Source organism: Enterobacter sp. JMULE2 (assembly GCF_013337145.1).
GTDB lineage: Bacteria > Pseudomonadota > Gammaproteobacteria > Enterobacterales > Enterobacteriaceae > Enterobacter > Enterobacter mori.
Window position 1 is genome coordinate 403,980 of record NZ_SGWD01000016.1, and the last position, 20,669, is coordinate 424,648.

General features: G+C 57.9%; 21 protein-coding genes. 12 read left to right on the forward strand and 9 right to left on the reverse strand.

The window, feature by feature from the left end:
• Position 1: 1 nt before the first annotated feature.
• From hycC to hycA, 3 genes are all read right to left on the reverse strand, one after another.
• Positions 2-1,816, reverse strand: coding sequence for a formate hydrogenlyase subunit 3 (gene hycC, locus EXW94_RS21985; RefSeq protein ID WP_174341003.1), 1,815 nt, complete (start codon positions 1,814-1,816; stop codon positions 2-4).
• Positions 1,813-2,421 carry a 4Fe-4S dicluster domain-containing protein gene (locus EXW94_RS21990; RefSeq protein WP_174341004.1) on the reverse strand — a complete coding sequence of 203 codons (609 nt, stop codon included), beginning with the start codon at positions 2,419-2,421 and terminating at the stop codon, positions 1,813-1,815. Before EXW94_RS21990 ends, hycC begins: the two co-directional genes overlap by 4 nt.
• A gap of 72 nt (positions 2,422-2,493) precedes the next feature.
• Positions 2,494-2,958, reverse strand: coding sequence for a formate hydrogenlyase regulator HycA (hycA, locus tag EXW94_RS21995; RefSeq protein ID WP_108416396.1), 465 nt, complete (start codon positions 2,956-2,958; stop codon positions 2,494-2,496).
• A gap of 211 nt (positions 2,959-3,169) precedes the next feature.
• On the opposite strand from hycA, the gene hypA reads away from it, so the two are divergent.
• The 10 genes from hypA (at position 3,170) to EXW94_RS22045 (ending at position 13,099) form a co-directional block, all read left to right on the forward strand.
• Positions 3,170-3,520: a hydrogenase maturation nickel metallochaperone HypA gene (hypA, locus tag EXW94_RS22000; RefSeq protein ID WP_174341005.1), complete on the forward strand. Its 351-nt coding sequence runs from the start codon at positions 3,170-3,172 to the stop codon at positions 3,518-3,520.
• A 3-nt stretch (positions 3,521-3,523) separates the two neighbouring features.
• Complete coding sequence (hypB, locus tag EXW94_RS22005; RefSeq protein WP_174341006.1) at positions 3,524-4,387, forward strand: hydrogenase nickel incorporation protein HypB; 864 nt, start codon at positions 3,524-3,526, stop codon at positions 4,385-4,387.
• Positions 4,378-4,650, forward strand: a complete 273-nt coding sequence (locus EXW94_RS22010; protein ID WP_108416393.1) for a HypC/HybG/HupF family hydrogenase formation chaperone — start codon at positions 4,378-4,380, stop codon at positions 4,648-4,650. The genes hypB and EXW94_RS22010 overlap by 10 nt, the downstream gene beginning before the upstream one ends.
• Before the next feature lie 3 nt (positions 4,651-4,653).
• Positions 4,654-5,775: a hydrogenase formation protein HypD gene (gene hypD, locus EXW94_RS22015; RefSeq protein ID WP_174341007.1), complete on the forward strand. Its 1,122-nt coding sequence runs from the start codon at positions 4,654-4,656 to the stop codon at positions 5,773-5,775.
• Positions 5,772-6,782: a hydrogenase expression/formation protein HypE gene (gene hypE / locus EXW94_RS22020; protein ID WP_108416391.1), complete on the forward strand. Its 1,011-nt coding sequence runs from the start codon at positions 5,772-5,774 to the stop codon at positions 6,780-6,782. Before hypD ends, hypE begins: the two co-directional genes overlap by 4 nt.
• A 62-nt stretch (positions 6,783-6,844) precedes the next feature.
• Positions 6,845-8,917 (forward strand): formate hydrogenlyase transcriptional activator FlhA, encoded by a 2,073-nt coding sequence (gene flhA, locus EXW94_RS22025; protein WP_108416390.1) that lies wholly within the window; start codon positions 6,845-6,847, stop codon positions 8,915-8,917.
• A gap of 152 nt (positions 8,918-9,069) precedes the next feature.
• Entirely contained in the window at positions 9,070-10,068 is a 999-nt protein-coding gene (locus EXW94_RS22030) for an ABC transporter substrate-binding protein (RefSeq protein WP_174341008.1), read from the forward strand.
• Positions 10,068-11,105 (forward strand): iron ABC transporter permease, encoded by a 1,038-nt coding sequence (locus tag EXW94_RS22035; RefSeq protein WP_042717167.1) that lies wholly within the window; start codon positions 10,068-10,070, stop codon positions 11,103-11,105. The genes EXW94_RS22030 and EXW94_RS22035 overlap by 1 nt, the downstream gene beginning before the upstream one ends.
• Positions 11,105-11,866 carry an ABC transporter ATP-binding protein gene (locus EXW94_RS22040; RefSeq protein WP_174341009.1) on the forward strand — a complete coding sequence of 254 codons (762 nt, stop codon included), beginning with the start codon at positions 11,105-11,107 and terminating at the stop codon, positions 11,864-11,866. Before EXW94_RS22035 ends, EXW94_RS22040 begins: the two co-directional genes overlap by 1 nt.
• 15 nt (positions 11,867-11,881) lie before the next feature.
• On the forward strand, positions 11,882-13,099 hold the full coding sequence (locus EXW94_RS22045; RefSeq protein ID WP_174341010.1) for an MFS transporter: 1,218 nt from the start codon (positions 11,882-11,884) through the stop codon (positions 13,097-13,099).
• Positions 13,100-13,107: 8 nt separating this feature from the next.
• Here EXW94_RS22045 and EXW94_RS22050 read toward each other — a convergent pair whose 3' ends face one another.
• A complete protein-coding gene (locus tag EXW94_RS22050) occupies positions 13,108-13,452 on the reverse strand; it encodes a nitrous oxide-stimulated promoter family protein (protein ID WP_174341011.1) in 345 nt (114 codons plus the stop codon).
• Positions 13,453-13,626: 174 nt separating this feature from the next.
• Here EXW94_RS22050 and EXW94_RS22055 point away from each other — a divergent pair, with 174 nt between their 5' ends.
• The gene (locus EXW94_RS22055; RefSeq protein WP_010434511.1) at positions 13,627-13,857 is read left to right on the forward strand and encodes a SymE family type I addiction module toxin; all 231 of its coding nucleotides are present in this window, start codon (positions 13,627-13,629) and stop codon (positions 13,855-13,857) included.
• A 43-nt stretch (positions 13,858-13,900) separates the two neighbouring features.
• Here EXW94_RS22055 and EXW94_RS22060 read toward each other — a convergent pair whose 3' ends face one another.
• Both EXW94_RS22060 and EXW94_RS22065 read right to left on the reverse strand, forming a co-directional pair.
• Entirely contained in the window at positions 13,901-14,383 is a 483-nt protein-coding gene (locus EXW94_RS22060; protein WP_108416387.1) for a hypothetical protein, read from the reverse strand.
• Positions 14,380-15,207: a transcriptional regulator gene (locus EXW94_RS22065; protein WP_174341012.1), complete on the reverse strand. Its 828-nt coding sequence runs from the start codon at positions 15,205-15,207 to the stop codon at positions 14,380-14,382. Before EXW94_RS22065 ends, EXW94_RS22060 begins: the two co-directional genes overlap by 4 nt.
• A gap of 390 nt (positions 15,208-15,597) precedes the next feature.
• On the opposite strand from EXW94_RS22065, the gene mutS reads away from it, so the two are divergent.
• Positions 15,598-18,159 carry a DNA mismatch repair protein MutS gene (gene mutS / locus EXW94_RS22070; protein ID WP_089601222.1) on the forward strand — a complete coding sequence of 854 codons (2,562 nt, stop codon included), beginning with the start codon at positions 15,598-15,600 and terminating at the stop codon, positions 18,157-18,159.
• Between the two features lie 95 nt (positions 18,160-18,254).
• Here mutS and EXW94_RS22075 read toward each other — a convergent pair whose 3' ends face one another.
• From EXW94_RS22075 to EXW94_RS22085, 3 genes are read right to left on the reverse strand one after another with little or no spacing between them, the layout of a single operon-like run.
• A complete protein-coding gene (locus EXW94_RS22075) occupies positions 18,255-18,476 on the reverse strand; it encodes a non-oxidative hydroxyarylic acid decarboxylases subunit D (RefSeq protein ID WP_003862116.1) in 222 nt (73 codons plus the stop codon).
• A gap of 10 nt (positions 18,477-18,486) precedes the next feature.
• Complete coding sequence (locus EXW94_RS22080) at positions 18,487-19,914, reverse strand: non-oxidative hydroxyarylic acid decarboxylases subunit C (protein ID WP_010434519.1); 1,428 nt, start codon at positions 19,912-19,914, stop codon at positions 18,487-18,489.
• Positions 19,904-20,506, reverse strand: coding sequence for a non-oxidative hydroxyarylic acid decarboxylases subunit B (locus EXW94_RS22085; protein ID WP_108416384.1), 603 nt, complete (start codon positions 20,504-20,506; stop codon positions 19,904-19,906). Before EXW94_RS22085 ends, EXW94_RS22080 begins: the two co-directional genes overlap by 11 nt.
• Positions 20,507-20,669: the final 163 nt, after the last annotated feature.

Below are 20,669 nucleotides of genomic sequence, written 5' to 3' on the forward strand. Positions count from 1 at the left end.
GTCAGGCTCCTCGTGAAATCACAATGATCACCAGCACCGCCAGTTCGATCAGCGCCAGACGACGGAACAGCGCGGGCGCGGCGGCACTCTGCCAACCCGGCACCCAACCCTTCGGGTTCAGCCAGTGGCGCAGCTTCAGCACGACGGCGAAGTTCTCCTTCACCGGCATGGCGAAACCGTGGGCGGTGATAACCATCGACTGTTCGTGTTCGTAGCCGCAGGCCCACGCCGCACCGCGCGCGCGGGAGGCAAGGCGGTCGCGTTTGAAGAACAGCATCAGGACAAGCGGCAGCAGCGGTGCGCCAATCAGCAGCAGCGCGATCATCGGCTGAGAGACGGTGGTATTCGCCACGGTCAGCGGCAGCGGAATGGCGTTGCCCAGCAGCGGCAGCAGCCACGGCGCGGCGACCCCGCCCGCGATGCAGCACAGCGCCAGCGCGACCACGCTGGCACACATCAGTACCGGTGCGCAGCAGGCGTTTTCCGCTTCGCGGGTGCGCGGCGCGCCGAGGAAGGTGACGCCGTAAACCTTCGCCATGCACATCACCGCCAGCGCCCCGGTAATCGCCAGCCCGACCGCCAGCAGCGGGCCGAGCAGGCGTGCGATAAAGACATCGCTCTGCCCGAGCGCGAAGAAGGACTGATAGATCACCCACTCCCCGGCAAAGCCGTTCAGCGGCGGCAGCGCGGCCATTGCCATTAGCCCTACCAGCATCGCCAGTGAAATCACCGGCATCTTTTTGCCAATCCCACCGAGCTTTTCGATATCCCGATGGCCGGTGCGGAACCAGACGCTGCCCGCGCCGAGGAACAGGGTGCTTTTAAACAGGCTGTGGTTGACGAGATGATAGAGACCGCCGATAAACCCGGCCGCAATCAGCGCCGGATGATTGAGCGCCAGCCCGGTCACGCCCGCGCCCATTCCGAGCAGAATGATGCCGATGTTTTCCAGCGTGTGGTACGCCAGCAGGCGCTGGATGTTGTGCTCCATCAGCGCGTACAGCCCGCCGATGAACGCGGTGATCATACCGGCAATCAGCAGCACGACGCCCCACCACAGCGGCGGCTGTCCGCCGGCCAGCGTGATGCTCAGAATACCGAACAGCCCTACCTTCATGACGACGGTGGAAAACAGCGCGGCGGCGGGCGCGGAGGCATTCGCATGCGCCTGCGGCACCCAGCCGTGCAGCGGGATAATCCCGGCGAGCAGGCCAAAGCCGATCACGCCCAGCAGCCAGACGTCATTCCCCAGCGGATGACCGTTGAGCGCAGCGAAGTCCAGCGTGCCGAAACGTTGCCACACCCGCCAGCAGGTCAGCGCCAGCAGCAGCGTGCCGAGGCGTCCCAGCGCAAACCACAGCTTGCCGGAGGCGCTGCAGCCCGTCAGGAACACGCCGCACAGCGCCATGATCTCCGCCATCACCACCAGCGCGCCGAGGTTGCTGGCGATAACGGTACAGATCGCCGTTGCCATCAGCAGGTTAACCAGCAGGCCGTTGGCTTTGGCGTGCGCATGGCGGTGCCAGTCGATATTGAACAGGCTGATAAACAGTCCGCACAGGCCAAAGGTCACCAGCCAGATGGCATTCAGCGGAGTAATAGCCACGGTATGACGAATCAGCGGCATGAGTGTTTCAACAGATTGCCCGCCGATCAGGACGACACCGCCCGCAGCGAGCGTCATCACGCTACCGACCGCCCCGCCGATACCGGCAATCCCCCCGCTCAGGGTTTTATGGAAAGAGAACACCAGCGCCAGCACGGCGGCGGCAGTGAAGCACGCCACGGCGCTGTTAATCATGAATATCGCGTTCATTTCGCCCCCTCGTTAAGCGCCTGCAAAAGCGAAAGATCGCCAAAATCGCTGTTGATGGTCAGCTCGCGCTTGCGCTTGCTGGTGCGGGAGATGTCGCGAATGTTGACCAGAATCAGCGCCCTGGTCGGGCAGGTGCGCACGCAGGCCGGGCCCTGTTCGTCAAAGCTGCACAGATCGCATTTCACCGCGACGGCGCGGATGCCGGGCACCCAGTCCAATAGCGTGCTCACCTTCGCCGGAGCGGGTGGTGCGGGCGGCGCTTTCGGGGTATTTGCGTTTGCCGGAATATGCAGCGGGCGGTTGCCGGAAAATTCAATCGCACCGAACGGGCAGGCAATGCCGCACAGCTTGCAGCTTACACACAGGCTTTCGTTGAGCTGGACAGCGCCATCAACGCGGGTGATGGCATTCACAGGGCAGACACCCGCGCAGGGGGCATCTTCACAGTGGTGGCAGAGCTGCGGAGCAGACTCTTTTTCATTACGCATGACGCGCAGACGCGGCATGGACTGCAGCCCGTGCAGGCGGTGGGTTTCCGAACACGCCGCCTCACAGGTTCGACAGCCAATACAGACCGTCGAGTCAGCAATTACAAAACGGTTCACCGGGCAATCCTCAGGTGATGGTCATTTTTGACGAAGAAAAACTGTCTTATCGACACTTTCGACACTTGGTTATCAGGCAACGTTTGCGGAGGCATTTCCCGCCGTCAGCTGTTTCAGATCGACCGGCAGGTCATGCTCAACCGCGGTATAAAGCCCGTTATAAACCGGCGCGATTTTCTCCAGATAGTGCTCGAGCACCTGCTGGCGATCGCGGTTGCTGACGTAGCCATCGACCATGCCGTCAGCCATCAACTGCGCTTGCGCAATACAGTGTTTTTCACCCTCTTTGTTCTCAACAAAGTACTCAATGGTGTGGCTGTTAAAGCTGTCCGCCAGGGTGACAAAGACCGTGAAGTGGCCAAAAAGGACAAAGCGCATATCGCCCTGCGCCGCGCAGCTCATCGCATGATGCAGACGAGCCTTTGACAGGGTGATCCCCTGAACCAGAGAGTTGCAGTAGAGGTGCCACTGATCCTGGAGCTGCTGATGACGCTGCGCGATGTAATCCGCTTTTTCGCTGATTTCCCAAATAGTCATAAAAGGTATCCGGTTAATGGAGATAGCGGCTGTTAAGCAGATTCCATGCCAATTTTTAAGATTATGATTTATATAGATTTTAACTCTTATTGCACTGTCAACCGCGCGGTGTCGACGTGTCATTTCGACAGTGTTGACACCGTCACGCCCTAACAAAAATCAAGCTGGCACCGTTATTGCATTCAATGGCGCAATTCATTGAGGAGGCGTCATGCACGAAATCACCCTCTGCCAGCGGGCTCTGGATCTTATCGAACAGCAGGCAGTGCAAAACCACGCGAAGCGCGTCACCGGCGTCTGGCTGAAGATCGGGGCGTTTTCCTGCGTCGAGACCAGCGCCCTGACCTTCTGTTTTGAACTGGTGTGCCGCGGCACGCTGGCAGAAGGCTGCGAGCTTCATATTGAAGAGCAGCAGGCGGAGTGCTGGTGTGAGCAGTGTCAGCAGTACGTGACCCTGCTGTCATCAAAGGTTCAGCGCTGCCCGCAGTGCCAGAATACCGGGCTGCGGATCGTGGCGGATGACGGTATGCAGATCCAACGCCTCGAAATTGAGAAGGAGTAATGTATGTGTAGCACCTGCGGTTGCGCCGAAGGCAACCTGTATATCGAAGGGGATGAACATCGTCCTCATTCCGCGTTTCGCTCCGCGCCCTTTTCACCGGCCCCGCGTCCTGCGGCGACGCTGACGGGTATCACCTTTGCGCCGCAGCAATCCTCTGCGGGCGATCTGCACTACGGCCACGGCGAAGCGGGTACCCACGCGCCGGGCATCAGCCAGCGCCAGATGCTGGAGGTGGAAATCAACGTGCTGGACAAAAATAACCAGATTGCCGCCCGCAACCGCGCCCGCTTTGCCGCCCGTCAACAGCTGGTGCTGAACCTGGTGTCCAGCCCCGGCTCCGGCAAAACCACGCTGCTGACCGAAACCCTCAAACGCCTGAACGAACGTGTTTCCTGCGCCGTCATCGAAGGCGACCAGCAAACCGTTAACGACGCGGCGCGCATTCGCGAAACCGGCACGCCGGCGATTCAGGTCAACACCGGCAAAGGCTGCCATCTGGATGCGCAGATGATTGCCGACGCCACGCCGCGCCTGCCGCTGGCGGATAACGGCATCCTGTTCATTGAAAACGTCGGCAACCTGGTCTGTCCGGCGAGCTTTGACCTTGGCGAACGGCATAAAGTCGCGGTGCTCTCCGTCACCGAAGGGGAAGACAAACCGCTGAAGTACCCACATATGTTTGCCGCCGCCTCCCTCATGCTGCTGAATAAAGTTGATCTGCTGCCGTACCTGAATTTCGACGTGGATAAATGCCTGTCCTGCGCCCGGGAAGTGAACCCGGACATTACGATCCTGCTGGTCTCCGCCACGCGCGGCGACGGGATGGATGCATGGCTGAACTGGCTGGAGAGCGGACGATGTGCATAGGCGTCCCCGGACAAATTCACACCATCGACGGTAACCAGGCCAAAGTTGAAGTCTGCGGTATCCTGCGCGATGTCGATCTCACGCTGGTGGGCAGCTGCGATGAAACGGGCGCATCGCGTCTCGGCCAGTGGGTGCTGGTCCACGTGGGGTTTGCCATGAGCGTGATTAACGAAGCGGAAGCCCGCGACACGCTCGACGCCCTGCAAAACATGTTCGACGTGGAGCCTGACGTGGGCGCGCTCCTGTACGGCGAGGAGCGATAGCACATGCGTTACGTTGATGAATACCGCGCGCCGGAACAGGTGATGCAGCTTATCGGGCACCTGAAAACGCGCGCAGCGCTGCTGGACTACACCAAAGAAAGACCGCTGCGGATCATGGAGGTGTGCGGCGGACACACGCACGCCATCTTCAAATTTGGCCTCGACCAGCTGCTGCCGGAAAACATCGAGTTTATCCACGGCCCCGGCTGCCCGGTCTGCGTTTTGCCGATGGGGCGTATCGACAGCTGCATCGACATTGCCAGCCAGCCCAACGTCATTTTCTGCACCTTTGGCGACGCGATGCGCGTGCCGGGGAAAAATGGCTCGCTGCTGCAGGCGAAAGCGCGCGGGGCCGACATCCGGATCGTCTATTCGCCGATGGATGCCCTGACGCTGGCAGCGGATAACCCCGCGCACAAGGTCGTGTTTTTTGGCCTGGGGTTTGAAACCACCATGCCCGCCACCGCCATCACGCTGCAGCAGGCTAAAGCGCACAGCGTCGATAACTTTTTCTTTTTCTGCCAGCACATCACGCTCATCCCCACGCTGCGGAGCCTGCTGGAGGAGCCGGAAAACGGCATTGACGCCTTTCTGGCACCGGGCCACGTCAGCATGGTGATTGGCACAGACGCCTATGGTTTTATCGCTGAACAGTACAATCGTCCGTTAGTGGTGGCTGGTTTCGAACCGCTTGATCTACTGCAAGGCGTAACCATGCTGGTTGAGCAGAAAATAGCGGCCCTGAGCGCGGTGGAAAATCAGTATCGCCGCGTGGTGCCCGATGCAGGTAATGAACGAGCGCAGCAGGCGATAGCCGACGTGTTTAGCGTTGAGGGCGACAGCGAATGGCGCGGTCTGGGAGTGATTGCCGAATCCGGCGTGCGTCTGACGCCCGCGTATCAATCCTTCGACGCAGAGGCACATTTTCGCCCGCAGCCGCAGCAGGTGTGTGACGATCCGCGCGCGCGCTGCGGTGAGGTACTCACCGGCAAATGCAAACCTCATCATTGCCCGTTATATGGCAATACCTGTAACCCACAAACCGCGTTTGGCGCGCTGATGGTCTCCTCCGAAGGAGCATGCGCCGCGTGGTATCAGTTCCGCAATCAGGAGTGTGAAGCATGAACACAGTTGAAATGGCGCACGGCAGCGGTGGTCAGGCGATGCAGCAGCTCATTAATCAGCTGTTTATGGAAGCATTCAACAACCCCTGGCTGGCCGAGCAGGAAGACCAGGCGCGCATTGACCTGTCAACGCTTACCGCTCACGGTGACAGACTGGCGTTTTCGACCGACAGCTACGTCATCGACCCGCTGTTCTTTCCCGGCGGTGATATCGGCAAGCTCGCCATTTGCGGTACGGCCAATGATATCGCCGTCAGCGGCGCGGTTCCGCGCTACCTCTCCTGCGGGTTTATTCTCGAAGAGGGTTTACCGATGGCAACGCTTAACGCGGTGGTCAGCAGCATGGCGCAGACCGCACGCGAAGCGGGCATTGCTATCGTCACCGGTGATACCAAAGTGGTCCAGCGCGGCGCGGCGGATAAACTTTTCATCAATACTGCAGGAATGGGGGCAATACCGGCCGATATTCACTGGGGCGCGCAGCAGCTTGGCGCAGGCGACGTGTTGATCGTGACCGGAACGCTGGGCTGCCACGGGGCAACCATTCTTAACCTGCGCGAAGGCTTAGGTCTGGACGGCGAACTGCGCAGCGACTGCGCGGTACTCACACCGCTGATTCAAACCCTGCGTACCCTTCCGGGCGTAAAAGCCCTGCGGGACGCCACCCGAGGCGGCGTGAATGCCGTCGTGCACGAGTTTGCGGCAAGCTGCGGATGCGGCATTGAGCTGACCGAGCGCGATCTGCCCGTCAAGCCTGCCGTGCGCGGACTGTGCGAACTGCTGGGACTTGATCCGCTTAACTTTGCTAACGAAGGTAAACTGGTGATCGGCGTGGAACGTACCGCTGCAGAAGCGGTGCTGGAACAGCTTCGCGCCCATCCCTCAGGAAAAAACGCCGCTATCATTGGCGAAGTGGTTGAGCGCAAAGGGGTGCGCCTGGCCGGGCTGTATGGCGTTAAACGCACGCTGGATCTGCCGCACGCGGAACCCTTACCCCGAATTTGCTAGAACCGCGCCATAAGCGGTCAGCACTGAATCTCTTTTTTTGCCAGTTTCTATTGGAAAGCAATATGCCGTATACACCGATGAGCGATCTTGGACAGCAGGGCCTGTTTGACATCACGCGCACACTTTTACAGCAGCCCGATCTCGGCGCGCTGAGCGATGCCCTGACCCGGCTGGTCAGGCAATCTGCGCTGGCGGACAGCGCCGCGATTGTGCTGTGGCATAGCGGAACGCATCGCGCGAGCTACTACTCAACGCGTGATAACGGCAAAGCGTTTGAGTATGAGGACGAAACGTACCTCGCGCATGGCCCGGTGCGCCGTATACTCTCCCGGCCTGAAGTGCTGCACTGCAATTTTGCGGAGTTCAGGATGGCGTGGCCAAGGCTGGCGGAGAGCAATCTCTATCAGCCTTTCGGGCATTACTGCATGTTGCCGCTGGCGGCAGAGGGTCAGATTTTTGGCGGCTGCGAGTTTATCCGCACGACCGACCAGCCCTGGAGCGAGGCGGAGTACGAGCGCCTGCACACCTTTACCCAGATAGTGGCCGTGGTGGCTGAGCAGATCCAGAGCCGCGTCACCAACAACGTCGATTACGACCTGCTGAGCCGCGAGCGCGACAACTTCCGCATTCTGGTCGCCATCACCAACGCCGTGCTGTCGCGCCTCGACATGGATGAGCTGGTCAGCGAAGTCTCGAAAGAGATCCACCACTATTTCAAAATCGATGCTATCAGCATTGCGCTTCGCGGCCATCGCAAGGGCAAGCTGAACATCTACTCCACCCACTATCTTGATGAGGCCAATCCGGCACACGAGCAGAGCGAGGTCGATGAGGCCGGTACGCTCTCCGAGCGGGTGTTTAAAAGCAAAGAGATCCTGCTGCTCAACCTGAACGAACAGGATCCGGTGGCGCCTTACGAGCGAATGCTGTTCAACACCTGGGGCAACAAAATTCAGACCCTGTGCCTGCTGCCGCTGATGTCCGGCAACACCATGCTGGGCGTGCTGAAGCTGGCGCAGTGTGAGGAAGGCGTATTCACCACCGCCAACCTGAAGCTGCTGCGCCAGATTGCCGAGCGTATCTCCATCGCGCTGGATAACGCCCTCGCCTACCAGGAGATCCACCGCCTGAAAGAGCGGCTGGTGGACGAAAACCTCGCCCTGACCGAACAGCTCAATAACGTGGACAGCGAGTTTGGCGAAATCATCGGGCGCAGCGACGCCATGTACAGCGTGCTCAAGCAGGTTGAGATGGTGGCGCAGAGCGACAGCACGGTGCTGATTCTGGGCGAAACCGGTACGGGTAAAGAGCTGATAGCCCGCGCCATTCACAACCTGAGCAACCGCAACAGCCGCCGGATGGTGAAGATGAACTGCGCCGCGATGCCTGCGGGACTGCTGGAAAGCGATCTGTTCGGCCATGAACGCGGTGCATTCACCGGGGCCAGCAGCCAGCGGCTGGGCCGTTTTGAGCTGGCGGACAAAAGCTCGCTGTTCCTTGATGAAGTGGGCGATATGCCGCTGGAGCTGCAGCCGAAGCTGTTGCGCGTCCTGCAGGAGCAAGAGTTTGAGCGGCTTGGCAGCAACAAGCTGATTCAGACCGACGTGCGGCTGATTGCCGCCACCAACCGTGACCTGAAAAAAATGGTCGCCGACCGCGAGTTTCGCAGCGACCTCTACTATCGTCTGAACGTCTTCCCGATCTGCCTGCCGCCGCTGCGCGAACGCCCGGAAGATATCCCGCTGCTGGTCAAAGCCTTTACCGCAAAGATTGCGCGGCGGATGGGGAGAAATATCGACAGCATCCCAGCCGAGACGTTACGCACCCTCTCGTCGATGGAGTGGCCGGGCAACGTGCGCGAACTGGAAAACGTTATCGAGCGCGCGGTGCTGCTGACGCGCGGGAGCGTTCTGCAGCTCTCCCTGCCTGAAATCTCCCTGCCGGACGAAACCCTCGTTGCGGCAGAAGTGGCGCAGAACGGCGAAGATGAGTATCAGCTGATTATGCGCGTGCTGAAAGAGACCAACGGCGTGGTGGCCGGGCCTAAAGGTGCCGCCCAGCGCCTGGGGTTAAAACGCACTACCCTGCTGTCGCGCATGAAGCGGCTTGGGATTGATAAAGAGAGCCTGGTTTGAGTCCACATTCCGGCGGTGTTTTCTGACACCGCCTTTCGTTACCCTACGCGATTGTCCCTCATTGACACCAAATCGTTTCCTCTGTATAAAATTCCGCCTTAATAATGAGTTTCATTTGCAACAACAATAATATTAATGAAGGGTAGCGTTTAATGAAAAAGGTCATCTGCGCGTTAGGCCTGGCGATTGCGTCGGTCGGTTCTGCTCTGGCAACCACATATCCCCTGACGATTGAAAACTGTGGGTATAAAGAGACGTTCACCAAAGCGCCGGAACGCGTCGTGGCCCTGGGTCAGAACACCGTCGAAATTTTGCTCCTGCTGGGCCTGGAAGATAAGGTGAAGGCCAGCGCCTTCTGGCCGACCAAAGTGCTGCCGCAGCTGGCTGAAAAGAATGCAAAAATCAAAACCCTGACGGTAGAAATCCCGACGCTGGAATCCATCCTTTCGCAAAATCCCGATTTTGTTCCAGCCCAGCTTCCTCTGCTGCTCGGGCCAGAAAGTAAGGTCGCAAAACGTGAAGATCTGGCCACCGTCGGCGTGAACAGCTATTTATCACCAGGCATGTGCGCCACCAAAAAGGCCGCAGGCGATATGTACGGCAGCCGCCAGACGCTGTGGGATATGACGTACCTTTATCAAGAGATTGAAGATTTCGCGAAGATTTTCAACGTTGAAGCGCGCGGCCAGGCCGTCATTGCCGATTTCAAAAAACGCGAGGCCGACCTGCGTCAGGAATTTGGTAAAAACAAACAAGATCTCTCGTTTGTCTTCTGGTTCTCAAGCGCCTCGCCTTCGGCGGATGCCTATGTCGGCGGGAAAAACAGCGCCTCCGGTTTTATTGCCAACGTGCTGGGCGGCCATAACGCCATTACCGCTGAGACCGAATGGCCAACCGTCGGCTGGGAAAGCATTATCGCCGCGAACCCGGACGTGATTGTTGTCTCCAGCCTGGATCGTAACCGCTGGGCGCTGGATAACGCGGAAGAGAAAATCAAATTCCTGAAAAGCGATCCCGCCGTCAGCCAGCTGGACGCGGTAAAGAAAGGCCATATCGTGGTGATGGACGGCCAGGCCATGAACCCGACAATCCGCACGATTTACGGCGCTGAACAGGTGGGCGAACAGCTCAGAAAGCTGGGGCTGAACTGATGACGGCAGCCGTACTTCAGGCCCGACAGGGCCTGTTCCTGACCACCTCTGCTCTGCTAGCCGTCGTCCTGCTGTTGCTGGTGATCGCCCTCGGCGTCAGCGTCGGCGAGCTGTCGATTCCGCTTTCCAACGTCTTTTACGCTATTGGCAATAAGCTGGGGCTGACCGACGTTCCGCTCAACCGCATCTATGAAAGCGTGATCTGGGACTTTCGCCTGAGCCGCGCGCTGGTGGCGGCCTGCTGCGGCGCGGGGCTAGCCATCTGCGGCGCCGTGCTGCAAAGCCTGCTGAAGAACGCGCTGGCGGAACCTTACGTGCTCGGCGTGTCGGCGGGTGCGTCAACCGGTGCGGTGTCGGTCGTCGTATTAGGGATTGGCACCGGCGCGGTGTCGCTCTCTGCGGGCGCGTTTGCCGGGGCGTTTGCCGCCTTTGCGTTTGTCGCCTTCCTGACGAACGGCGCGCGCGGCGGCAATGAACGCACTATTCTGGCGGGCGTAGCCGCCTCACAGCTGTTCAACGCCATTACCGCCTATACCATCAGCACCTCCGCCAGCGCGCAGCAGGCGCGCGACGTGATGTTCTGGCTGCTGGGCAGCTTCAGCGGCGTACGCTGGCCGGAATTCCAGCTGGCGCTGGTGGTCGTGCTGGCGGGCCTTGCCGTCTGTCTTTACTATTCCCGGGCGCTGGATGCGTTCACCTTCGGTGACGATGCCGCCGCCTCTTTAGGCATTGCCGTACCCTGGGTGCGTCTTGCCTTGTTCACCACCACCGCACTGATTACCGCGACCATCGTCAGCATGGCGGGCTCAATCGGCTTTGTGGGTCTGGTGGTGCCGCACGTCATGCGCTTCCTGTTCGGGCCGCTACACCGCACGCTGCTGATTGCCAGCGCGCTGGCGGGCGCGATCCTGATGGTGCTGGCCGATATCGCCTCGCGCATGCTGATTGCCCCACAGAGCCTGCCCGTCGGCGTAGTCACCGCGCTGGTGGGCGTGCCGTTCTTTGCCGTAATTATCTACCGTTCAAGGAATAAGTGATGAGTATCTGCGCTGAAAATATTACCTGGAAGGTAGGCAAAAAGGTCATCGTCAACGGCGTCTCGCTGAAGGTTTCACGCGGCGAAACGGTAGGACTGCTCGGCCCTAACGGCTGCGGAAAATCGTCGCTTTTGCGCATTCTGGCAGGGCTGCGTCGCCCGGACAGCGGCAGCGTTACCCTGGACGGTCAGGACATCTCCCGCATCGCCAAAAAGCAGCTGGCGCGCCGCGTGGCGTTCGTTGAGCAGCACGGCATGACCGATGCCAACATGCGCGTGCGCGACGTGGTGAAGCTCGGGCGCATTCCGCACCACTCCCCTTTTTCGAACTGGAGCACGCAGGATGACGAAACCGTCACTGCCGCCTTGCAGCGTGTCGATATGCTGGACCGCAGCGAGCAGGGCTGGATGAGCCTGTCCGGCGGGGAACGGCAGCGGGTGCATATCGCCCGCGCGCTGGCGCAAACGCCAACCGAAATCCTGCTGGATGAACCCACCAACCACCTGGACATTCACCATCAGATGCAGCTGATGCATCTCATCAGCGAGCTGCCGGTGACCAGCATCGTCGCCATCCACGATCTTAACCACGCATCGATGTTCTGCGATTCGCTGATCGTTATGCAAAAAGGGCAGATCGTCGCAACCGGCACCCCGCAGGCGATCCTGTCGGAGGAGCTGCTATGGGACGTTTTCAGAGTGAAAACCAAAATTGAGATCTCGCCGTACCATGGTAAAAAGCACATTCACTTTATTGTGTAGAGCCGAGTAAACAGCATGCCATTGCGCCCTGCCGCCACCCTCTGGCCGCCCGTTCTGCTGGGCAGCCAATTTGTTTTCAACATTGGCTTTTATGCCGTTGTGCCCTTCCTGGCGATATTCCTGCGCGATGACCTGCTGCTCTCCGGCGGGCTGATCGGGCTGGTGCTTGGTCTGCGCACGTTTTCGCAGCAGGGGATGTTTATCGTTGGCGGCGCGCTGTCGGACCGCTACGGCGCGAAAATCGTTATCCTGAGCGGCTGCGTCATCCGCGTAGCGGGTTATCTGCTGCTGGCCTTCGGGCAATCGCTGTGGCCTATTATTCTCGGGGCGTGTCTGACCGGCATCGGCGGCGCGCTCTTCTCGCCCGCCATTGAAGCGCTGCTGGCGAAAGCGGGAACGCAAAGTGAGGCAAAAGGTAAACGGAGCCGCGCAGAGTGGTTTGCGCTCTTTGCCGTTTGCGGGGAACTGGGCGCGGTGCTGGGCCCGATTGCGGGTGCCCTGCTGACGGGGCTTGGCTTTCGTCAGGTTGCGCTGGCAGGCGCCGGCGTGTTTGTCGTCGCGCTCGCGGTGCTCTACTTCTGCCTGCCGGCTGCCCGCCATAGCCAGCGTCCGCTCGCTATTCAGCCCTGGTGGACAACATTTCGCCAGACGCGATTCGTCGCCTTTATCATCGCCTACAGCTCGTGGCTGTTGAGCTATAACCAGCTCTACCTGGCGCTACCGGTGGAGATCCAGCGCTCCGGAGGCAGCGAGAAAGATCTGGGCCCACTGTTTATGCTGGCCTCGGTGCTGATCGTCGCGTTTCAACTCCCCCTTGCGCGTGTTGCAAGGCGGATCGGCGCGGTCAGAATTTTGCCCGTGGGCTTTTTGCTGCTCTCCGCGGCCTTTGCCAGCGTGGCGCTGTTTGCCGCAAAGGAGCCGCCGGAAGGCTGGCTGCGGCTGTTGCCCTCTGCGAGCATGGTCACGCTGTTAACGCTGGGGCAGATGCTGCTGGTGCCGTCTGCAAAAGATCTCATCCCCCGCTTCGCCGAGGAATCGACGATTGGGGCCCACTATGGCGCACTCTCAACCGCCGGGGGCATTGCGGTACTGGCAGGAAACCTGCTGTTTGGCAGCCTGCTGGATCGCGCGCTGGAGCCCTCGCTGGAGGCCGTTTATCCCTGGCTACTGCTGGCCATTTTTCCACTCTGCAGCGCTGTCGCCTTGAATATTATCTGTCGACCGCTTCGGTAATAAATACGTTACGTTTTCGGACGATACTTTTGCGGCAACGCCGGTACTGGACGACGATCGTCAATCAGATGACGGAGAGTCAGAATCGGATGACGCCACAGCATTCTCGGCCCCGCCCAGCGCATCACCTGCTTCATCTCTTCTCGCTTCGCGGGCTGGTAGCAGTGAATGGGACACTGTTTACAGGCCGGCTTTTCTTCCCCAAACGCACATTTATCGAGACGCTTATCGGCATAGGTTCTAAGCGCCTGATAATGCCCCTCCTCTGTTGAAGCCTGAGGACATTTTTTCTCATATAAGGCGATCATTTTGGCGATCGTCACTTTTTCTCTTGCGATGCGTTTACCGGACATGGGAGATCACCCTCTCATAAATTGCATTCATGATACTCCTTTACGCAGTGATTTTCAGTCGTTGCATTCCGCTTTCTGAAGACGCCTTCCGCTATTAAGCCGGCGCGATGCCAGGGTTACTGGTATTTTATACAGCCAATACGTTCCCCTGTTAGCCAGCCAAGTGGAGTGCCTATGCAAGCGATTACCGCTACAAAAACATACCGTCATTTAAAAGTCGGCTATTTTAGAAAGCGCCATGAAGATCGTAAAACCAAGATCCCGCGCCGATACAGTATGCACGCTGCACTGAGTCTCAAAGGCGACTGGCTTGAAAAAGCGGGTTTTACAACCCATTCGCGGGTCAGAGTGGGCGTCGAACAGGGGAAAATCATCATTGAGTTGGTGGAAGAAGACGGGAAATAACCATGCCGCCGTGCAGGCGGCGACATCACCTATTCTAGGCCAGTCAGCGCGCGCAGAAGAATATTGGGCGCTTACCCACGGAGAACATAAACCCCTTAGGCCCTTGTTTTGTAATTGAATAATTCATTTTTTTATTCGGATAAACAAAGAAGTCGGGCAGAACATCGCTGATAACGTCATTGGGCAGTGATTCATCATCATTCACATGATGAATATTGAGCGACGTAAAGTGGAAGGAGTCCTTGTTTTCCGTCCAGACATAGGAGACATCCCTGCGGATAACGCCTGCCACTTTGTCGTTCTTATAATACGTGCCGCTTACCGCAACAATGCCGGTTTGCGTCTTCATCGTATACATGAAGTCGAGCGTAATGTTGGCACGTGCATTCTCGTGATACACGACGATAGAGGCCGAACAGGCTTCCGTGTTTTCCATTTTTTCCAGGCGCAAATGATAAAGCCAGGAAATCAGCGCGCCCGCGGCAAAAAACACCAGGCACAGTATAGCGATTGTCCTTTTCTTCATTGCATATACCCCCTGAAATACAATGCCGTGCATTCTGCATTGGGTTTTGCTTCATAAGGCTTTCTGCAGGCGAGCACGGACAGGGCAGGCGCATTGCTGGAAGAAGAGAAATAAATCCACGGATACTTTTTACAATCAAGCCCGGTTTTCATGATAATTTTAATAAAGCGCGAGAAATTACCAATACTTTTAATATCATCACTTTGCGAGAAATAGTGGCAACCGTTTTCGGTTCGGTTAATGGTGTAATTCTGGAAAAAATCTTTATCCGGATTATCTCGGAAGATGTGATGCAGCATGAAATAGCCCAGTGCAAAGGAGATAATCATTAAGAGCACAGGAAAAAACAGGCGACGTAATTTACGCGGCGATTTTTTTTCGACCGGCACCTGAGACGTATTCACCGCCGGTTGTTCGACAGGCACCGTCAGAGGCGCTTCGGGCAACGAAACCTCTGCAGGTTCTTCTGTATCCACCCCATCCGTTTCAACGCGGGTGACCTTTACGCTTTTATGAATCTGGAAACCTTTTCTCGGCACCGTCGCAACCAGCGTGTCGCTCGTTTCTCCAGCCGAACGCAAACCGCGCCGGATAATAGAGATATTCTGATAAAGCGTATTTGCCGGGACGATCATCCCATCCTCGCCCCACACTTTATCGAAGAATTCTTTCTGGTTCACCACCTCTGGCGAGGATTCCAGTAAAAGCGCAAGACAACGACTTGCAGGCGTTGTCAGAATTACGCTTAATTCAGGTTTATTCAACGAGACAAGGACGTTTTTGTCAGGACAAAATTTAATATTATCGTTAATTATCCAAAACATACGCTACTCGCTCGACAGCAAACAGAATCGGGAAACTATTGATATGAATGATAATTATACGCTGCGGCTATTTCTTGTCAAAGCAAGAAGTTACGGCATAAGTGAGCGAAAGAATGCGTTCCTGAATGAATGAATAATATAACGAGTGCTCTTATGCGGAAGGTACGTACAAAAAGCCCCGTTTTCGCATAGATGGAATCCGGTACGCACTTTAGTCGAAAGAGCCTTCTCCTTCTGTTTTCCTGCCCTACAGACTCCGTTATCATGGTCACCAAACATTGCATGATAAGACGCTCAGAATTTCATGAGTTCCAATGAGACAGGAAGACACCTGACAATAAAAACAAAAGCCAACTCATTGAAAGTTAATAAAATGGACACGATACACTAATGAGTACACTAGAGAATTTCGACGCACATACCCCCATGATGCAGCAGTACCTGAAGCTGAAAGCACAGCATCCGGAAATTCTGCTGTTTTACCGTATGGGCGACTTTTACGAGCTCTTTTATGACGATGCTAAACGTGCGTCGCAGTTGCTCGACATATCCCTGACCAAACGCGGCGCATCGGCAGGTGAGCCCATCCCTATGGCCGGTATCCCGCATCATGCCGTGGAAAACTATCTGGCGAAACTGGTGAATCAGGGGGAATCCGTCGCCATTTGCGAGCAGATTGGCGATCCCGCCACGTCAAAAGGCCCGGTTGAGCGCAAAGTCGTGCGCATCGTCACGCCCGGCACCATCAGCGACGAAGCGCTGCTGCAAGAACGCCAGGATAACCTGCTGGCCGCACTCTGGCAGGATGGCAAAGGGTTTGGCTATGCGACGCTGGATATCAGCTCCGGGCGTTTTCGCCTGAGTGAACCGGCTGACCGCGAGACGATGGCTGCCGAATTGCAGCGTACTAACCCGGCAGAGCTGCTCTACGCCGAAGATTTCGCTGAAATGGCGCTGATTGAAGGTCGTCGTGGTCTGCGTCGTCGTCCGCTGTGGGAATTCGAAATTGATACTGCGCGCCAGCAGCTCAACCTGCAGTTTGGCACGCGCGACCTGATTGGCTTTGGCGTGGAAAACGCCCCGCGCGGACTGTGTGCGGCAGGCTGCCTGCTGCAATATGTAAAAGATACCCAGCGTACTGCCCTGCCGCATATCCGCTCTATCACCATGGAGCGTCAGCAGGACAGCATCATCATGGACGCCGCCACGCGCCGTAACCTGGAGATAACCCAGAATCTGGCGGGCGGCGTTGAAAACACCCTGGCTTCCGTCCTCGACAGTACCGTTACGCCGATGGGCAGCCGCATGCTTAAGCGCTGGCTGCATATGCCGATTCGCGACACCAATACGCTTATCGGCCGCCAGCAAACCATCGCCGCATTGCAGGACAGTTACACCGAATTACAGCCGGTACTGCGCCAGGTAGGCGATCTGGAGCGTATCCTCGCACGCCTGGCTCTGCGTACGGCACGCCCGCGCGACCTCGCACGTATGCGCCATGCCTTCCAGCAACTGCCGGAACTGCGCGCTCAGTTGGGCAACGTCGACAGCGCACCGGTGCAAAAATTGCGCGAAACGATGGGCGAATTCACCGAGCTTCGCGAACTGCTTGAGCGCGCCATCATCGATGCGCCTCCGGTACTGGTACGCGATGGCGGCGTGATTGCCCCCGGATATAACGAAGAGCTGGACGAGTGGCGCGCGCTGGCAGACGGCGCCACGGACTACCTTGATAAGCTGGAGATCCGTGAACGCGAGCGTCTGGGTCTTGATACCCTGAAAGTGGGCTATAACGCGGTCCACGGCTACTACATTCAGATCAGCCGCGGGCAGAGTCACCTGGCGCCGATTCACTACGTGCGCCGCCAGACGCTGAAAAACGCTGAGCGCTACATTATTCCCGAGCTGAAAGAGTACGAGGACAAAGTCCTCACCTCGAAAGGAAAAGCGCTGGCGCTGGAAAAGCAGCTGTATGACGAGCTGTTCGACATGCTGATGCCGCACCTGGCCGATCTGCAGCTAAGCGCCGCCGCGTTGGCCGAACTGGACGTGCTGGTCAACCTTGCTGAACGCGCTGAAACGCTGAACTATACCTGCCCGACCTTTACCGACAAGCCCGGCATTCGCATTACCGAAGGGCGTCATCCGGTGGTGGAGCGCGTACTGAACGAACCGTTCATCGCTAACCCGCTCAGCCTGTCGCCGCAGAGACGCATGCTGATCATTACCGGACCGAACATGGGCGGTAAGAGTACCTATATGCGTCAGACGGCGCTGATTGCGCTGCTCGCGTATATCGGCAGCTACGTCCCGGCGCAAAACGTGGAGATTGGCCCAATCGACCGCATCTTTACCCGCGTCGGGGCTGCGGACGATCTGGCGAGCGGTCGTTCAACCTTCATGGTCGAGATGACCGAAACGGCTAACATTCTGCATAACGCCACCGAGCACAGCCTGGTGCTGATGGACGAAGTCGGGCGCGGAACGTCAACCTATGATGGTTTGTCCCTGGCGTGGGCCTGCGCGGAAAGCCTCGCGAATAAAATCAAGGCTATGACGCTGTTTGCGACCCATTACTTCGAACTGACGCAGTTGCCGGAGAAAATGGAAGGAGTGGCGAACGTGCATCTTGATGCACTGGAGCACGGCGACACCATCGCCTTTATGCACACGGTGCAGGATGGCGCGGCAAGCAAGAGCTATGGGCTGGCCGTAGCGGCGCTGGCAGGTGTACCGAAAGAGGTGATCAAGCGCGCGCGTCAGAAACTGCGCGAGCTGGAAAGCCTGTCGCCGAACGCGGCGGCGACGCAGATAGATGGTACGCAGATGTCGCTGCTGGTGCCTGCGGAAGAGACGTCGCCAGCAGTGGAAGCGCTGGAGAATCTCGACCCGGATTCACTGACGCCGCGTCAGGCGCTGGAGTGGATTTATCGGCTGAAAAGTCTGGTTTAGTTCTCTGCGGTCTGTTTTGTCGGGTGGCGGCTTCGCCTTACCCGACCTACAAAACCCGTAGGCCCGGTAAGGCGAAGCCGCCACCGGGCTTTTTTTTACAACAGCGGTGGGATCGTCGGCACCTGCGGTGCCTCATCAATATCCTTCTGCGTCATGCGAAACGCTTCAGGGTAGTGCTCGCGGCTGGTACGGCGCAGCGGTTCGGTATCGCGCCAGGTATACAAACAATGCTGGCACTGGTAAACGGTCCAGACCCCTTTCACCGGTGACGTCGCCATCACTTCAATATGCTCATCGGCACAACGTGGACAAATCATCTTTTCCTCCTTATTGGCGTGCTGCCAGCATCGCGGTCAATTTTTCAGCCCAGGCTTTGGTTTCAGGCAGATCCTGTACCGGCTGGCTGTAGTGGCCACGGGTGTCCGGCGCTACAGGCGTGGTGGCATCGATAATCAGCTTGTCGGTAATGCCCGCCGGACTGGAGCCAGGGTCAAGCTCGAGGACCGACATGTTCGGCAGCTGTACCAGATCCCCTGCCGGGTTCACTTTCGACGACAGCGCCCACATCACCTGCGGGAGGTTGAACGGATCGACATCTTCATCCACCATGATTACCATCTTCACGTAGCCCAGACCGTGCGGCGTGGTCATGGCACGTAAACCGACCGCGCGGGCAAAACCGCCGTAGCGTTTTTTGGTGGAGATAATCGCCAGCAGTCCGTGGGTGTACATCGCGTTCACCGCCTGCACTTCCGGGAATTCCGCTTTTAGCTGCTGGTAAAGCGGTACGCAGGTTGCCGGGCCCATCAGATAATCAATTTCGGTCCACGGCATGCCGAGGTAGAGCGACTCAAAAATCGGTTTGGTGCGGTAAGAGACTTTGTCGATACGTACCACCGTCATGTTACGTCCACCGGAATAGTGCCCGGTAAACTCGCCGAACGGCCCTTCGATTTCACGCTTGCGGCCTTCGATGACCCCTTCGAGGATCACTTCAGAACCCCAAGGCACATCGAAGCCGGTCAGCGGCGCGGTGGCAATCGGGTACGGGCTTTCACGCAGCGCACCGGCCATTTCATACTCGGACTGATCGTATTTCAGCGGCGTGGCGCCCATCAGGGTGATGATCGGGTCGTTACCGAGGGTAATCGCAATCGGCAGGTCTTCACCACGCTCTTCCGCTTTATGCAGATGCAGAGCGATATCGTGCATCGGAACAGGCTGGAGGCCGAGCTTGCGCTTGCCCTTCACTTCCATGCGGTAGATGCCGACGTTCTGCTTGCCGAAGTGGTCCGGGTCGAGCGGATCGCGCGAGACGACGCACGCTTTATCGAGATAAAAACCGCCGTCACCGTCGTTCAGGCGAAATAGCGGCAGAATGTCGAACAGGTTGATCTCTTCACCGTCCACCGTATTCTGCGCCCAGGCCGGGTTGGCGCGGCGCTCTGGCGTAACGGGGAATTTATCCCAGCGGCGAATAAACTCGTCGATCTGTTTTTTTACCGGGGTGTTCGCAGGCAACCCCATCGAAATGGCGTGGTTCTGCCAGGAGCCGATGGTGTTCATCACCACGCGGGCATCGGTAAAGCCGCGAATGTTGTCGAACCACAGCGCGGGCGCGCCGTCGCCAATGCGGCCCGTGGCGTTAGCGGCCGCCGCCAGATCGGGCTCGGCGTTTACCTCTTCCTCAATTTTCAGCAGTTGCCCTTGCTCATCGAGCGCCTGCAGGAAGCTTCTCAAATCATCAAATGCCATCTTTAGTCTCCTGTGAAAAATGTTTCGCCTCGCGCAACCCGTTCCAGCGGCGCGCCTTTTTATGCTCCAGACCGAACTGGTCGAGCACGCGGGTCACGATATGCTGGGTGATGTCATCAGCGGTTTGCGGGTGGTTGTAATAGGCAGGCATGGGCGGCACCATCGCCACGCCCATGCGGGAAAGTGCAAGCATGTTCTCCAGATGAATAGTGCTGAGCGGCGTTTCACGGGGGACCAGCACCAGCTTTCGCCCCTCTTTCAGCACCACATCCGCCGCACGCCCCACCAGCCCCTCGGCGTAGCCCGCGCGGATGCCCGCCAGCGTTTTCATGCTGCAGGGAATGACGATCATGCCGTCGGTGCGAAACGAGCCGGAGGAGATGGTGGCGGCCTGGTCAGCCGGGCTGTGGACGACGTCAGCCAGTGCGGCAACGTCCTGCGCGGCGTAAGGCGTTTCCAGTTCAATGGTGGTTTTTGCCCACTTCGACATCACCAGATGGGTTTCCACCTCCGGCATGTCTCGCAGCGCCTGCAATAAAGCCACACCCAGCGGCGCGCCCGTTGCTCCCGTCATTCCTACTATCAATCTCATTCAGTACCTCAATCATTTTGTTCGTATACGAACATATTGAGTAACCTACTCCTGGAACCTGTTCATGACAAGATCGTTCGCATACGATCACACTAAATGCTAAAAACTCCCGCGTTATAATCCAGGGCGTTAGCGGCTATCATAGAGAGTGATTTTTTTCGTC